Genomic DNA, 14,463 nt, shown 5'->3' on the forward strand with positions numbered 1-14,463 from the left:
TCCTAATGGACGGGCTGGCTTTCATCTTGGCGGGTGGAGCCGGCCTTTCTCATTGACTGTTCGTATTCCTTATGCATCTGCCAGCCGTGGGCTGCGCATGCAAGTCCGAACATGAGGATTTGTAATATTAGCTGTTCAGGAAGAAGCCTGAAAAATTGCCTTTGCATTTAGTTCACCTCCTTTTCATCAGGGTGTAGATGTTCGGCCGGGCATGCGGCCAAGGTTACTCCGTCAACGGCCTCTCCTGTGCCTGGATAGATAAGTCGTCCGTCTTTTTGCACCAGCTTGCTTTTGAACTCATCCCAGGCAACCCTTGTGGTAGTAATGACATACTCTCCAAGGTTTCTTTGCCTGAGCCAGTACAGGAGCCTTGCCTCATCATAAGCAATCTCTGTTGAAAGTTCTGTTCCAGTCTCTGGTGTATCTGGTTTTGAAGCATAGCCTACCGTCATGGGTGTTTCCCTCCCTTCCCCTCAACCTACCAGCCTCTTCACAGGACACTTCAAAGCCCCTGCGATATTGTACAGGAGGTCCATGCTTGGATTCCTTGTCCCGTTTTCAATCCTGCTGATGTACTCCTGCGTTGTTCCTGCCAATCCGGCAAGCTCTTCCTGGGACATCCGCTTTCTATCCCTTTCCTTTCTTATGTTTTGTCCAACTTCCTTCCTAATTGGCATAATTATTTCACCTCCTTGGTATAGATTTTATTCCAGCGGCTTGGCATAATACAAAGTCTCTTTTCTGCCATATATACCATTTAGGTTTAAATTTCTTCTGTTTTCAACGTATATTTTACAGTATTTTGGAAATACTTTTTATTTTTATGCCATATAGGCATATTGTGTTGTTATGCCATATTGGTATATAATAAGTGTGGAAAATATGCTATTTACCTGCATATGGATTGGAGACTTAAAAATGACCGTTGCAAACGGAAACGAACTGGCTGCAAGGCAAGGTGAAAAAGTCCGTGAATTGAGGGGTCAGCTTTCAAGGGAGGACTTTGTCGCCGGTATTGAAAACATCATCACCGCCCAAAGCCTTTACAGGATCGAAGCCGGTTTGAGGAGGGCGTCCGACAAGGTTCTTGCAAAAATAGGAGAGAAGTACGGCAAACCGCTTTCGTGGTTTTATGACGATGACGATACGAGTGAAAGCTTCAAGCTTCAGATTCATAACGAAATGGCAAGGCTCAAGATCATGGATGCGCTTCAGACCGATCCTGAATTGATTGGATTTTGGGAAAGCATGGTAGGACGTGAGGATCTGAAGCTTATGTTCAAACAAGTGAAAGACCTTTCCCCCGAATCAATCAGAAGGCTTATCCGGGTAATAAAGGCCATCGAGGATGAGGAATCGGGAGGGTCCGAGGTGTAGGTCAGAGGAGGATTCACGCTATGATGCTGCCTGATGAAAGCTACAAACTTATAAGGTCCTTGTATGATCCTGAATGTGATTTTGATGAGCTTTTGCGCGCCCACGGAATCAGGCTTCATGAGATTGCTTTCAAGCCTGATCTCTGGGGGGCCGTGTACATAAGCCGCAAGGGGATTTACCATGTGTTTATAAATTCGATACTGCCCCACGGCACAAAACAAAAAACCTTCCTCCATGAGCTGAAGCATATTATTTTTGATGCTCCCAAGGAGAATTACATTATTGGAATGGACATGCAGTATGATACAATGGAAACTGAAGCGGATGATTTTTATAAGATAGCTGAAAGCATGGCGAGCTATAATGATTCACCGCAGTGAATAATGCAGTGTATGGAGAGGTGGAATTATATTTGGATTCAAAAGCAGTAAAGGAATACTGCCTGTCAAAGCCGGGAGCTACGGAGGATTTTCCGTTTGGTCCCGATGTTCTTGTTATAAAGGTGGGTTCAAAAATGTTCGCCCTTGTTTCAGGAAGGGAAAACAGGATTAATTTATCATTAAAGTGCGACCCCTTTGTCGCGGAGGATTTAAGACAGAGGTACCCTGCAGTCACCGCTGGCTATCATCTTAATAAGAAGCACTGGAATACGGTTGTTATTGACGGCTCGGTGCCGGACAACGAGATGGCATGGATGATAGACCATTCCTATGAGCTTGTCATAAAAAGCCTATCACAAGCCGTGAAAGAATCACTCTTTGAATAACCTGTCTGTAGCTGCACATAGAAAATGAGCCTTCATCAAGTTCAGGATGAGACTCATTTTCTTTATTGTCACCTGCCATAGGCACCCTTCAACCATTCTCCCTGTAGTTTCAATCCGTTGTGCGTCTGTACAGGCGGCAAGCATGAATTGTAATTGAAGATTACATATTCGGGAAAGTATTACCAGTACCTTCCTTTTAGTTTTTCTTTCGTTCTTTCCACTTGATGTATATGACAATTGCTGCGATTGACAAAACGGCTGCTGCTGTCCAAAGAGTAGTCGCTACAGGATTCTTATGGATTTGCTCTATATATGCCTCGGCTAACTTATAGCTTTCCATATTGCTCCTCCTTCCTCCGCTTTTTTTATAAACTGTATCTCATGCATAAAGCAACCAAAGCAGAGATACTTGCATTCATAAACTTTCGCCAAACTTTGATTGATAATCCGAAGGCTTGTTTTTCAATAACGAACCAGAGTTTATCAGCTTAAGTATTTCTTCATCAAGCTCCCTGCTTTTTTGTAAAATCTCATCTGCATTTCCCTTATCTATTGCATTATGGAGTTCTTCACGCAAAGCCTCGATTCTCTTTAATATTTCCAACATCAAATCACCTTCTAAGTTTCATCATTTGCAGTTTGCCTAAACCATTATTTGATATACTCCCTGCTACATTGTCTATCCGGCATATCAACCCATTGACCTGCTCAATTTAAAATTTACCACACTTGCTCATTAAGCAAATTTTACCGTAGTACTTGCTTTATAATCAAGTTAATTATTTTGAAAGCAGGAGCGGTTAAATTTTGATTACAGACCCGGTAAATAAAGCAATCCGCAATTTAATAGGCCCAAGGGTCAAGCAAGCCAGGGAGAATGCAAAGCCCAAGATCACCCAGTCCGACCTGCTAGCCAGGCTTGCAGTGAGAGGCGTGGAGCTTGAAAAAACAACAATCTCCAAAATAGAGGCTCAAACACGCCCTGTTACCGATATTGAGCTGGTTGCCCTCTCCGATGCATTGGGTGTTAGCATACCGTGGCTTCTCAATATCGAAAAGTAGTTCTTTTTTCATAAATTTTATTCTCACAGCTCCTTTCCACTCCAAAAATCTTCTATTCTGTTTGCCAACCTATATAGTTAATGTAACTCTTTAGAACAATTATAATTAATTATCCCTGTATAATCAATATATAAAAGTTCTACTTTAGAACAACAAGGCGGTAGGAAAATGAAAATTTATTGGCATAATGGCTCTAAAAACATAATAGGCAAACGAGTGCGAGAAGCCCGTTTGAAGTCCAATCCTCAAATATCCCAGCAGGATTTGTCCGCCAGGCTTGACGTACTGGGTTATCATATAGATAGGGTGTCCATAACAAAAATCGAGTCAGGTGATAGGTTTGTAGCAGATTATGAAGTAGTCGCTCTTGCCAACGCACTCAATGTTTCCGTTGAATGGCTGCTTTATGGTAATCCCTAAGCTTTTAGCCGTTAAGGCTTTGTGATTGCATTTTAATATTTGCTCATTAAGCAACTTGACGATTTTTAAAGATATGCTTCATTATTTTAAGCTTTTATGGTATAAAATCTTTGTTTTCTGCTTTAATTAGTTTGTATACTTATTCCAAAAGGGTATATAATAAAGCTGAAATCAAAATGATTGAGGTTGCAAAATGAGTAAATGTGAAGACCAGGTTCTAGCCAAAAGAATAGGAGCCAAGATACGTGGTATAAGAGGAAATCTATCGCGCGAAGAGTTTGTCGAGGCTATTGACAGAATAGTCACCCCTCAAAGTCTTTACAGAGTTGAGAAGGGTCTTCGTAAAGCATCTGACAAGGTGCTTCAAAAGATATCTGAAAAATTCAACAAACCCCTGTCATGGTTCTACGAGCCAGATTGTGAAACAGAAGCTATTCAAGCTGAATTTTCCCGTTTAAAAATACTGGAGGCTATCCAAAACGATCCGTCTCTTCTTGAGTTTTTTGAAAAGCTTTCCCAAAGAAGCGATTTGAAAATAATGTTCAAACAGGTTAAAGATCTTTCTCCAGAATCTATTAAAAGACTGATAAGAATTATTAGAGCGATTGAGGACGAAGAGGATGAAAATCCAACCTAGCAATTTTATTCTTATTATACTTTCCCAATAGGGCTGTCATCCTATTTTCCTATGTAATTAGTAAAATAGTATTATTTTACCAAGTGCATGTTTTTGATATAATTATACTTTGAAGGAATCGTTTTTTGTTTTTTACAAAGGAGCAGTTGTCATGAGTCAATTTTTAAATCAAATTATTAGCCTTTACGAGCAGCTAAACACAGGTATTTCAATTAGCGAAGCGTTGACATATGTCTTTGACACATTCAGAAAGTATATACCCTTTGACAGGATTGGAATAACCCTTTTAGAAAGCGATGGTTCCATATATGCCTATGAGGTTCGTACAAACCATTCTCCCGTTTTGGACGAAGGATACTCTGAAAAATTATGCAAAACTTCTCTCAATACAATTGTAAAAATGAAAAAGCATAGGATTATAAACGATTATAAAGAGTATTTGAAACTTCATCCAAAATCGGCTCCAACCAAACTGATGGTGAGTGAGGGGATAATGTCAAGCCTGGCATGTCCTTTAGTCGTCAACAGCATATGTATCGGGGTATTATTGTTCTCTTGCAGGAGGAAGAACCGGTACAACGAAAGTCATGCGGCGATGGCAAAAATCATCAGCAGTAACATGGCAATAATTCTTGAACGAAACCTTCTTGTAGATGACTTGATATTGTCCTCTGTAACAGGCTTAGCCAAGCTTGTAGAGGCTAAAGACAGCGATACCGGCTTTCATCTTGAACGCATGCAAAGCTATTCAAAAATTATTGCTCAAGCATTGGCTTCAAAAGAAAAATATGCAAACATTATTGATAAGCACTTTATTGAGAATATTTTCAAGTTCAGTCCCCTTCATGATATTGGCAAAGCAGGCATTGCAGACGGGATTCTCCTGAAGCCGGCAAAGTATACTCCCGAAGAATTCGAGGTTATGAAAAAGCATACGGTGATCGGTGCTGAAATATTAAGAAAATCCAGTAGTAATCTATTAAGGAAAGGAAAGCATTTTTTTGATTTTGCCATTCAAATCGCTGAAGGACATCATGAAAAGTACAATGGCAAAGGCTACCCTTACGGTTTGTCTGGCGACAGCATTCCTCTTCCTGCCCGAATTGTTGCAATAGCTGATGTTTTTGATGCTGTGACTTCCAAGAGGGTGTACAAGAATGCCTATGATATAGAAACTACCCTGCAGATTATTGACAAAGAAAGTGGAAAAAGTTTTGACCCTGATGTTGTTGAAGCCTTAAATCACAATATAGAACAAATAGTGCAGGTATATAAGAAATACCATGAACAGATTGATTTGGAAATCCGTTAAACAGGAATAGCAAGTCTTGCATGTTTTCTATAATGTAGGACTTGCTATCTTGAGAACCTTACTGGATATCTATCTTTTTACCTTTTGCCTTAGCCTGCTCTACCTTTGGAACAGTTATGGACAAAATACCGTCTTTATATTCCGCTTTTGCCTGCTCCGATTTTATTTCCACAGGTAAAGGTATCGTCCTGGAGAAGCTCCCGTAGTACCTTTCCGTTCTATAAATGTTTTCATCCTTGTATTCATTGTCTCGTTTAGATTGTCCCGACAACCTTATGGAGTTTTCGTCAACATATACATTCAAATCCTCCTTGGTTATTCCGGGGATTTCCGCCTTAACCACTACATCAGTATCCGTCTGGAATACATCAACTCTCGGCGAGTTCATCCCACCAAAAAATCTGAAGGGTGAAAAATCAATCAAGCTGCTTATATCCTTGCTGAAATTATCCATTTCCCTGAATGGATTCCATGGCACAAGACTCATATCATCACTCCCAAATATATTATTCATGCCTATTTTTTCCCTTTGAGAGAATTTTATTCTTTACAGCTTTAGCAAATGGAATATTCCACTCCAATGTTGTGAAGCTCCTGTAAAAACTCTATGTATCTCTTCAGTGCCATGAACGTTTTTTGCTTTTTTCCCTCTCCGTTTTCTGAGTAAAACACCTTGAAATTATTAGCCGACTCAATTTCATGAAGTAGTCCGCACTCCAGCAAAAGACCGTATATTTCGTACAAAAAATCAAACTTCTTCTGAAGCACCCCATGGGCAATGGCACAGCTGCAAATTATGGTAAAAAACATTTTATTATCATGCATGCCTTCATTTTCCTTTTGCATGACTAATACTGCATTCAAAGCACCTTCAGGGCTATATCCGTATTTTTGTGAAATTGTGCACAATTTATGTATTAAATCATTATACTCCTCACATTTCATCCTCTGTTCAACACCTTCAAACAAAACTGTACATTAAAATTGTCAAAAGCTGTGAATGCCATACTGACAGATAGGCTTGTTAATGCAGCGGTCCTAGTCTGCCACCATAGGCATTCATAATAATTTTAAAATAAGAAAATTTCAATTTCAAGAAATAATTTTATAAAAGTGTAATTCTCAATCAGCAAGTATTTTTCTCGGTATACATGACATAAAATCAGTCAATAATTTTACAAGGAACGGAGGGGATTACATTGAGAAATCTGTTAACCAATATCAGAAAGCTGTTTACATATAGGAGACCTGTTGACACAGAAGGTGGATTTGAACTTCTTGAGGATGAATTCGAGAAGTCCGATACCGAAGAAGTACCTTCTGAAAAATACGGTGTGAATACCGGGAATCCATCTAATCAGGAAAAATCAAAAAAGGGGGCCACGGTTAAGCAACCTATAAAAGTTGAGCAATGGAACAAACAAAAAAACAATCAAGGTGGAAAGATACCAACTTCAAACATGAGACAAAATATCATTTCCACTGACCTAAATGTGAACAAGGAATACATCCGTCAGAGCTTTAGCATGCCAAAAAACCAGGATATAGTGATTCGTGAGTTCCGCATCGCCAGAAAGCTGAAAGCATTTATTGTTTTCATCGATGGAATGGTAGATAAAACCTCTATCAATCAATTTGTGCTGCCCCAGCTAATGAACCCCGAATGCTTGGCTGGCTTCAGCGGAGATTGCCCATTGGATTATATCATGGAAGATGTCCTGTCCATTACTCAATTAACAAAAACTGCAGATTTTAATATTACAAAGATACAAGCCCTCAATGGACTATCCATACTTTTTGTTGACGGATGTCCCGAGGCCTTGATGATTGAAACCAGCGGCTTTGAAAAACGCGGCATCGACAGGCCTATTACCGAGCAGGTGGTCAGGGGCTCCCAGGAGGGCTTCACGGAAAATCTGCGCACAAATTTGACACTGCTGCGAAGGATAATCAAGAATGAAAAGCTTATCACAGAGGTTATTCCTGTCGGCAAGCTGAACAAAATCAACTGTGCAATCCTTTACATTGAGGGTGTAACGAACCCCAAAATTGTCAGGGAGGTCCGGCGTAGAATAAAAGGCATCAATATAGATTTTATTGAAGGCAACGGGATGCTTGAGCAGCTTATTGAGGATAATCCCTTCATGCTTTTTCCCCAGGTTGTGACAACAGAAAGGCCGGACAGAGCATCCTCCTTCCTTGCCGAAGGACAGGTTGTAATCATTACCGAGGGCGACCCCTTTGCCATAGCCGTACCCATGTCCTTTTTCAGGTTATTCCATTCCTCGGAGGATTCCATGCTGCGCTGGGAATACGGCACATTTCTGCGCATGATCCGGCTTGTTGGTGTTCTTTCAGCGCTGATGATACCGGGCATGTACGTGGCGTTGGCATTGTATCACCATGAAATGATTCCTACACCCCTGCTGGAATCCATAGCCCGAATGCGTGAAAATGTCCCATTTCCTACAATTATTGAGCTTATATTAATGGAAATTTCCTTTGAGTTGATTCGTGAAGGCGGTGTACGCATACCCGGTGTTATCGGTCAAACGCTTGGTATTCTGGGCGCTCTCATATTAGGGCAGGTAGCGGTGGCTGCGGGATTGGCAAGCCCTCTCCTCATTGTTATAGTGGCGCTTACGGGACTTGGCAGCTTCACCATGCCCAATTTCTCCATGGCTATATCCATAAGGATTCTGCGTTTCTTCTTTATTTTCGCCGGAGGAATTGCAGGATTTTACGGTATTTCCCTTGCCTTTATCCTAGTTGCTGCGATTGCTTGCCATATGAAATCCTTTGGAGTCCCTTTTTTAACTCCTGTCGCCCCAAGGGTTAAAATAAATCCGGACGTCATCATCCGCCACCCCATATTCAGACAAAAAATGCGTTCCGATGGCTTTAACACCCCTAACAGGAAAAGAGCAGGGAATAACGCAATGGAGTGGACCAAGGAGAAAGGGGGAGATGACCAATGATAAAGGATGGAAAGTTCGGTGTACATGAAGCTGTATGGCTGTTAACCATTACCATTACTGCAAAGGTGTTTTTCTCAAGCCCTTCTCTGGTAGCTGTCGTGGCCGGAACCGCAGGCTGGTATATGACCCTGGTTTCTATGGGGGGAGCTTTTATAGCCCTTGCTCTGCTTTGTACTTTGTTGAAGCGCTTTCCGGGAAAAAACCTGTTGGATATATATGAAGCCATCCTTGGCAAACCAATAGGTGTGCTTTTTTCATTACTGCTGTTTGCCATTCTGTTTGTTACCGCAATAGCAAACCTGCGGGAGTTTATTGATGTGTTGAAGGTATATGTGCTTCCGGCAAGCCCTCCAAGCTATTTGCTTATTTTGTTTATATCCGTTGCTTCGGTGCTGGCTTTTCTGGGTCTGGAAACCCTCGCACGTTTTTCGAAGCTTATAGCTTATATATTGCTGGCCGGATTTGTTATTGTTTTAATCCTCGCCATACCCCTGTATGAGCCGCACCGCCTTTTCCCCATACTGGGGCATGGGCTACGGGATACAATTACCCATGGATTGCGAAGAAGCTCTGCCTATGGTGAAATCATCATTATCGGAATAATGGTCAACTCCCTCCAAGGTGCAAGGCATGCCAAACGAGCGGCATATATCGGTCTTGCTTTATCAGGACTGATTGTATCCTCCGCCCTGCTTGCATTTTCACTGGTGTTCCCCTATTATACCGGCCAGGAAATTACTGCACCCATATACCTTATGGCCTCACTCATTGAATATGGGAATTTCATTCAAAGGATTGAGCCTGTTTTCTTTTTCATCTGGAATATAAGTACAATTATCTCGGTGGCAGTCCTTTTTTACTTATCCCTGGTTGTATACTCTCATGTGTTCCGGCTTGATGATAAAAGGCCTCTTATAATTCCCTTTGCCATCATATTGCTTGTATTATGCATGCTTCCCATGAGTATAACACAGGTCACCGACATTATGGTTCAGTTTTTAAGGGAATACGGATGGCTTTTCTTCTATATCCCTCCTGCCATCACTTTGCTGGCAGCAAGCATACGAAAAAAAGGGAGGAATATATGCCAATGAAAAAAACAGGATTGCTGCTCATTTTTATTCTTTTCGCTGCTCTTTTAACCTCCTGTTATGATGCACGGGAGGTAACCGATACTGCATATGTTCAATTTATCGGTATAGACAGGGGCGTAAAGGACAAATGGCGCTTAACCTTAAAAATCGCTACTCATAGCTGCAGCAAGGATAGCAGCGGCAGTGGAGGGGCTCAGCCTGCTGAAAGCAAATCCGTCACTATCGATGCTCCTTCCTTTTACGGAGGAGTAAACCTGTTAAACACAAATGTGCCGCAAAAGCTTGAATTTGCGCATGCCAAGCTGCTGGTTATTTCTGAGGACCTCGCACAAAGCGGCCTGGTGGGCGAGTATATTGCTCCTTTAATTCGTTTCCGTGAAATCAGGCGAACGCTGGATGTGGTGGTTTCACAAGGCTCTGCCCAGGATTTTGTGGAAAAGACAGAGCCTTATCTGGGTGGAAGTCCCATTGCCGCAATTGAGGATTTAACCTTTGAAGCGGAGAATACCAGCTATTTCCCCCATGTAACGCTGAATGATTTCTACAATGCCGTAAAGTCCACCTATCGCCAGCCGGTTGTAACATTGGGCGGGCTGCATGACCCTGCCAATTTTCAGCAGAATGGAGAAAAATGGGGAAGCAAATTCAATCTAACAGGACGGTATTTTGCCGGAGAAGTCCCCAGAAAAGGCGGAAATTCCATTGAGTTTTTGGGAAGCGCTCTTTTTGACGGCGACAGGATGGTTGGCAAGCTGGATGGTCATGACACACGGATGATGCTGCTTGCAAGGGGTGACTTTCAAAGGGGTATATTTACAATACAGGACCCTAAGGCTCCAGAGCTTATCATCCCCATTGAGCTTCAGCTTTCACGCAAACCGCAAATAAAGGTCAGCTTTGAAGGAGCTGTTCCGCTTATTTCCCTTGCCCTTGATACAGAGGGAGATATTCTCGCCATACAAAGTCGGATTAATTATGAAAAGCCTGACATGCTGCCTCTCTTGGAAAAAGCTGTGGGAAACCATCTCAAGAAGAGTCTGGATGAGGTCATATCAAAATGCCAGGCCTTGAACTGCGATACCTTCTTTTTCGGGCGGACAGCAGTTAGACATTTTTGGACCATAGAGGAATGGGAGGCATATCACTGGAACAAGCATTTTAAGGAAGCAAAGGTTTCTACAAAAGTCAAATTTAAAATAAGGAGAACCGGCGGTCTTTTAAAAAGCTCTGAAATCGTCACATCGGAGGGGAAGGAATAATGAAAATCTTAATTATGCTGCTTGTTATTTGCCCTAATATATATACGTTCAGCTATGCCAGGTATGCCTGGGAAAGTAAAAACAAGGCAGGTGCTGCAGGCATCCTGATTCTGATGCTTGCAGCGCTCCTGCTTCCGTTTTTTATCATAGTGCTCAGATGATTGTATAATCAACACTTAACGCAATTAGACGACAAACTCGTTCTGAACAGGCAGGGTAGGTTGAGAGGCCTCTGATGCCCGTACCACTACCTCATCCTTTCTGGACAGAAGCCTTATGCCTTCAGGCAGGGCGATATCCTCCATCGTAATTACACTGCCGTCCTTCATTAATGAAACATTTATCTCAACAAATTCAGGCAGATCCTTCAATACCCCTTGAATTTCAATTTCATCCTCGAGAATATTCAAAACAAGCTTGTTACTGAATAGCTGCTCCTTTCCTTTAAACTTAAAAGGTACTTTTACTTTTACAAGCTTATCCTCTGAGGAAGCATAAAACTCGATATGCATAGGCTTGCTGCTTATTGGCTCATACTGTATGCTCTTTATGACACATGGCAGCTCGCTGGCATTAATTTTCACCTTAGCTTTTGCACCTATAGAATGGCTTTTCAAGAACCTGTTTATTTCCTTATCCTCAATCTGGATATCCATGTTGCGGTCGACTCCCGATCCGTAAATGCTGCAAGGAACATACCCCAGTTTCCTGATTCTTTTTGCACTTTCCTTCCGTTCCATAGCATCTAATAAAGTAATCATGAATAAACCCCTCCAATTTTATCAGTAGTTTTTATTTTGAGCTTTTCTTTTCAAACCGCTGTTTTCAATGGTACACAAAGGTTTTCTGCCCCTGCTATGCAATTAAATATTTCTTCACTAGAGAAGCCCTCCTCCATTAAAGAGGCATATACATCCATCACAGAGTCTGGTATGAAAATCTGAAGTGCAGAAAATTCACCATCAATTTTATAGCTTCCCATATATGCGGGAATAAAGACTGTTTCCAGCGCATCAACGTGTAATTTTTCAGTATCATACATTATTTCTGCTTCACCGGTTATAAACATGAAGGCTGAAAAGGAACCCTCTGCAAACAATTCTACCGGTGTACCATTACCCTCAAGCTGTCTGACACAGAAATATTCGCTTAAGGCTAAATACTTTGTCACTATTTTGTCATAGCATACCGTAAGGCCCTTGTACAAAGCCTTGCGGTTTTTATAGTCAAGTACATCAAGAGCCTTGTTTATATGGAGCGGTCTTTTCTTTCCGGCGGCATCCGTCCTGTCATAATCGAACAGCCTGTAGGTCAGGTCTGAGTGCTGTTGTATTTCAGCTACCACCAGCCCATCATTTAAGGCATGTACCGTGCCTGCTGGAACAAAAACCACGTCACCCTTTTTTACCTTGACCTCTCTATACAAGCCTCCATGCTTGTACTTTAGAATACAGTCACGAATCCTGCCTTTATCATAGCCTTCAGAAAAGCCATGGAAAACAGAAGCCTCCGGTTTTGCATCTATGATGTACCACATTTCGGTTTTCCCCATTTTGCCATGCTCACATTCTACAGCATATTCATCATCAGGATGAACCTGGATGGAAAGCCTGTCGTTTGCATCAATAAACTTTAATAGCACCGGCAGCCCTGCATTAATTTTTTCCGATGCGAACTTATCTCCAAGCACCAGCCTGCCGTATCTTCTTATTACCTCTGTCAGAACTTGTCCTTTTAGCGGACCGTTGGCTATTTTACTTTCACTTCCTGATATGCCCGACAACTCCCAGCTTTCTGCCACCTGTCCATCCGGTATGGATTTACCCAGCTTTCTTAGATTATGTCCTCCCCATATGTAGTCCTTGTATACGGGCATCATTTTATACGGATAAAGCATATAAACACCTCTTTTGCTGTTTATTAATTAATTGATTTTCATATGTTTAAATGGCGATATCTTTCAAATCATGACCTGTAAATATGACATTCTTATATTTATATCTTTTATCTACTCTGGCATTTGAGGTAACAATGGTATTGATAATTCTGGAGTCCCGCTCTACCATAACATTGTCCCATATAATGCTTCCTATGATCCGGCTGCCCATATTGATACGCACCTTGCTTCCAATAACGGTATCCGGTCCTATGGGCCCAATCTCAACATTATTGCCGATATAGACAGGGCCTGTAATTCTTGCATCGGGGTGTATCCTGCTGTTGACACCTTTTATTATGATATCTTGTGAGAGTGTAAGTCCTGGTATTTTATACAGGCCGCTCAGCATATCCCTATGAACCTTTATGTAATTTTCTATTGAGTTTATATCAATAAAGTAGTGCCCGCTTTTATAAAGCGCCACGTTGAAATTATTTTCAACAAGCCTTGGAATCACATCCTCTTCAAAGGACAAAATCCTTTTATCAGGCATTTTAGATATGACAGACGGGTTGACCACATAAATGCCGGCATTTATATACCGAAAGAATATATATTTTTTTATCTATCGTATGAATGGGCTTACGGTATTTAATGGGGCATAAGCTTGCCTTTTCCATATTTCCATATAACAAACGCAGCTACTGCCACCCCTGCAAGCAATAATATAGCTCCTGCTATAGGAACAGTATATTTATACTCGTTTATCATACCAAGTATTTTCTGCTTTGCAGCAGCCGGCTTTCCAACAGTCTCCACCCATGCCTCAAAGGCTTTTTGATCCTCCAAAGCCAACGGCTTTGTTGAGTACCCTGGAACATCAAACACAATATTTTTCCCGTTATTTGACATGGACATCCTTATTTCGGTGTCCCCCTCCTTGTAAGTAAACCTCCCATAAGGACCGCCGCTGAACTTTAGCTTGTATTCCTTTGCCTTAAAGTCAGGACGTGTTTCAGCATCCTTCTGAATAAGCGGGGGCTGAAGCTTCGGGCTGAGCTCCTTTGTACTGATTTTGCCGTTGCCTGTTGCAATGGTCTCAATCTTTAATGTGGCCTCAGAGTATTGCTCACCTTTTAAAGCACCTACGTTATAAAATTCAAGCGTATATTTCTTTTTATAGGGTATACTGGTTCTGGCTCCTTCAAAGAGCGGACCGGAAAGCTTTCCTCCAGTACCGTCAGGCAAAAGATCCAAAAAGCTGCCTGGATGCTCCTCTTCAAGAGTCGCAGTAAGCTTCCTTGGTTCTATACCATTAGGAATATCCTGGGCAAAAGCCTGTACAGAATTGAATATGAGAATGAAACACATAGTGGATATAAATATCACTTTTCTTAACATGATAATCATCTCCTTCCGTACACTACATAGATTTCAACAAACCAATCAATAATGCTTTAATTTTCTAATCATCTTTAGTTTTTATAGTGCTTACCTAAAACATTGGAACCACCTCCCCTGCCAGGATACAAAAAATGCCTTACTATTCCACACTTTTAAGGTTAATAGCGTTTTAGACCCCGCTGATAAGCTTAGTCAATGATAGAATATTAAAGCATCACTTAGCACTCACTCAATTAGAGTGCTAATAATATGATATAAAATCTCAAATTTACTGT

At 41.4% G+C, this 14,463-nt stretch carries 22 protein-coding genes; 11 read left to right on the plus strand and 11 right to left on the minus strand.

Annotation, left to right across the window (positions count from 1 at the left end; all coding sequences use genetic code 11):
- Positions 1–2: 2 nt before the first annotated feature.
- From Bccel_RS30410 to Bccel_RS20945, 3 genes are read right to left on the minus strand one after another with little or no spacing between them, the layout of a single operon-like run.
- Complete coding sequence (locus Bccel_RS30410; protein ID WP_154673422.1) at positions 3–167, minus strand: hypothetical protein; 165 nt, start codon at positions 165–167, stop codon at positions 3–5.
- Positions 168–452 carry a hypothetical protein gene (locus tag Bccel_RS20940; protein WP_010244688.1) on the minus strand — a complete coding sequence of 95 codons (285 nt, stop codon included), beginning with the start codon at positions 450–452 and terminating at the stop codon, positions 168–170. It abuts the gene before it with no gap.
- A gap of 21 nt (positions 453–473) precedes the next feature.
- Positions 474–677: a helix-turn-helix domain-containing protein gene (locus tag Bccel_RS20945; protein WP_010244691.1), complete on the minus strand. Its 204-nt coding sequence runs from the start codon at positions 675–677 to the stop codon at positions 474–476.
- A gap of 241 nt (positions 678–918) precedes the next feature.
- Here Bccel_RS20945 and Bccel_RS20950 point away from each other — a divergent pair, with 241 nt between their 5' ends.
- From Bccel_RS20950 to Bccel_RS20960, 3 genes are read left to right on the plus strand one after another with little or no spacing between them, the layout of a single operon-like run.
- Positions 919–1,377 (plus strand): helix-turn-helix transcriptional regulator, encoded by a 459-nt coding sequence (locus Bccel_RS20950; RefSeq protein WP_010244694.1) that lies wholly within the window; start codon positions 919–921, stop codon positions 1,375–1,377.
- A gap of 20 nt (positions 1,378–1,397) precedes the next feature.
- Positions 1,398–1,757 carry an ImmA/IrrE family metallo-endopeptidase gene (locus tag Bccel_RS20955; protein WP_010244697.1) on the plus strand — a complete coding sequence of 120 codons (360 nt, stop codon included), beginning with the start codon at positions 1,398–1,400 and terminating at the stop codon, positions 1,755–1,757.
- A gap of 32 nt (positions 1,758–1,789) precedes the next feature.
- On the plus strand, positions 1,790–2,143 hold the full coding sequence (locus Bccel_RS20960; RefSeq protein WP_010244700.1) for an MmcQ/YjbR family DNA-binding protein: 354 nt from the start codon (positions 1,790–1,792) through the stop codon (positions 2,141–2,143).
- 196 nt (positions 2,144–2,339) lie between these two features.
- On the opposite strand, the gene Bccel_RS30415 is transcribed toward Bccel_RS20960, so the two are convergent.
- Together Bccel_RS30415 and Bccel_RS20965 are read right to left on the minus strand one after the other, a co-directional pair.
- Entirely contained in the window at positions 2,340–2,483 is a 144-nt protein-coding gene (locus Bccel_RS30415; protein ID WP_154673421.1) for a hypothetical protein, read from the minus strand.
- Between the two features lie 75 nt (positions 2,484–2,558).
- Positions 2,559–2,750 (minus strand): aspartyl-phosphate phosphatase Spo0E family protein, encoded by a 192-nt coding sequence (locus Bccel_RS20965; protein WP_010244702.1) that lies wholly within the window; start codon positions 2,748–2,750, stop codon positions 2,559–2,561.
- 200 nt (positions 2,751–2,950) lie between these two features.
- Between Bccel_RS20965 and Bccel_RS20970 the strand changes: the two genes are divergently transcribed.
- The 4 genes from Bccel_RS20970 (at position 2,951) to Bccel_RS20985 (ending at position 5,574) form a co-directional block, all read left to right on the plus strand.
- The gene (locus Bccel_RS20970) at positions 2,951–3,205 is read left to right on the plus strand and encodes a helix-turn-helix domain-containing protein (RefSeq protein WP_010244704.1); all 255 of its coding nucleotides are present in this window, start codon (positions 2,951–2,953) and stop codon (positions 3,203–3,205) included.
- A 168-nt stretch (positions 3,206–3,373) separates the two neighbouring features.
- Positions 3,374–3,625 carry a helix-turn-helix domain-containing protein gene (locus Bccel_RS20975; RefSeq protein WP_010244708.1) on the plus strand — a complete coding sequence of 84 codons (252 nt, stop codon included), beginning with the start codon at positions 3,374–3,376 and terminating at the stop codon, positions 3,623–3,625.
- A 193-nt stretch (positions 3,626–3,818) separates the two neighbouring features.
- Positions 3,819–4,262, plus strand: a complete 444-nt coding sequence (locus Bccel_RS20980; RefSeq protein WP_010244710.1) for a helix-turn-helix transcriptional regulator — start codon at positions 3,819–3,821, stop codon at positions 4,260–4,262.
- A 151-nt stretch (positions 4,263–4,413) separates the two neighbouring features.
- Entirely contained in the window at positions 4,414–5,574 is a 1,161-nt protein-coding gene (locus Bccel_RS20985) for an HD domain-containing phosphohydrolase (RefSeq protein ID WP_010244713.1), read from the plus strand.
- Positions 5,575–5,632: 58 nt separating this feature from the next.
- On the opposite strand, the gene Bccel_RS20990 is transcribed toward Bccel_RS20985, so the two are convergent.
- Both Bccel_RS20990 and Bccel_RS20995 read right to left on the minus strand, forming a co-directional pair.
- On the minus strand, positions 5,633–6,088 hold the full coding sequence (locus Bccel_RS20990; protein ID WP_010244715.1) for an Hsp20/alpha crystallin family protein: 456 nt from the start codon (positions 6,086–6,088) through the stop codon (positions 5,633–5,635).
- A gap of 41 nt (positions 6,089–6,129) precedes the next feature.
- On the minus strand, positions 6,130–6,519 hold the full coding sequence (locus Bccel_RS20995) for a hypothetical protein (protein ID WP_010244718.1): 390 nt from the start codon (positions 6,517–6,519) through the stop codon (positions 6,130–6,132).
- Positions 6,520–6,773: 254 nt separating this feature from the next.
- Here Bccel_RS20995 and Bccel_RS21000 point away from each other — a divergent pair, with 254 nt between their 5' ends.
- Genes Bccel_RS21000 through Bccel_RS30420 form a run of 4 tightly spaced genes read left to right on the plus strand, consistent with a single transcriptional unit; the run spans position 6,774 to position 11,066 of the window.
- The gene (locus tag Bccel_RS21000) at positions 6,774–8,552 is read left to right on the plus strand and encodes a spore germination protein (protein WP_036937249.1); all 1,779 of its coding nucleotides are present in this window, start codon (positions 6,774–6,776) and stop codon (positions 8,550–8,552) included.
- A complete protein-coding gene (locus Bccel_RS21005) occupies positions 8,549–9,646 on the plus strand; it encodes a GerAB/ArcD/ProY family transporter (protein ID WP_010244723.1) in 1,098 nt (365 codons plus the stop codon). The genes Bccel_RS21000 and Bccel_RS21005 overlap by 4 nt, the downstream gene beginning before the upstream one ends.
- Positions 9,637–10,905, plus strand: coding sequence for a Ger(x)C family spore germination protein (locus tag Bccel_RS21010; protein WP_242853058.1), 1,269 nt, complete (start codon positions 9,637–9,639; stop codon positions 10,903–10,905). Before Bccel_RS21005 ends, Bccel_RS21010 begins: the two co-directional genes overlap by 10 nt.
- The gene (locus tag Bccel_RS30420) at positions 10,905–11,066 is read left to right on the plus strand and encodes a hypothetical protein (RefSeq protein WP_154673420.1); all 162 of its coding nucleotides are present in this window, start codon (positions 10,905–10,907) and stop codon (positions 11,064–11,066) included. Before Bccel_RS21010 ends, Bccel_RS30420 begins: the two co-directional genes overlap by 1 nt.
- A 24-nt stretch (positions 11,067–11,090) precedes the next feature.
- Here the strand turns inward: Bccel_RS30420 and Bccel_RS21015 are convergent, their stop codons facing one another.
- The 4 genes from Bccel_RS21015 to Bccel_RS21030 form a co-directional block, all read right to left on the minus strand.
- Entirely contained in the window at positions 11,091–11,666 is a 576-nt protein-coding gene (locus Bccel_RS21015) for a 50S ribosomal protein L25 (protein WP_010244729.1), read from the minus strand.
- A gap of 50 nt (positions 11,667–11,716) precedes the next feature.
- Positions 11,717–12,802: a type I phosphomannose isomerase catalytic subunit gene (locus tag Bccel_RS21020; RefSeq protein WP_010244733.1), complete on the minus strand. Its 1,086-nt coding sequence runs from the start codon at positions 12,800–12,802 to the stop codon at positions 11,717–11,719.
- Between the two features lie 46 nt (positions 12,803–12,848).
- Positions 12,849–13,364, minus strand: a complete 516-nt coding sequence (locus Bccel_RS21025) for a GlgC family sugar phosphate nucleotidyltransferase (protein WP_160317750.1) — start codon at positions 13,362–13,364, stop codon at positions 12,849–12,851.
- A gap of 71 nt (positions 13,365–13,435) precedes the next feature.
- Positions 13,436–14,185: a hypothetical protein gene (locus Bccel_RS21030; protein ID WP_010244739.1), complete on the minus strand. Its 750-nt coding sequence runs from the start codon at positions 14,183–14,185 to the stop codon at positions 13,436–13,438.
- Positions 14,186–14,463: the final 278 nt, after the last annotated feature.

The organism is Pseudobacteroides cellulosolvens ATCC 35603 = DSM 2933, assembly GCF_001262605.1.
Taxonomy (GTDB): Bacteria; Bacillota; Clostridia; order Acetivibrionales; family DSM-2933; genus Pseudobacteroides; species Pseudobacteroides cellulosolvens.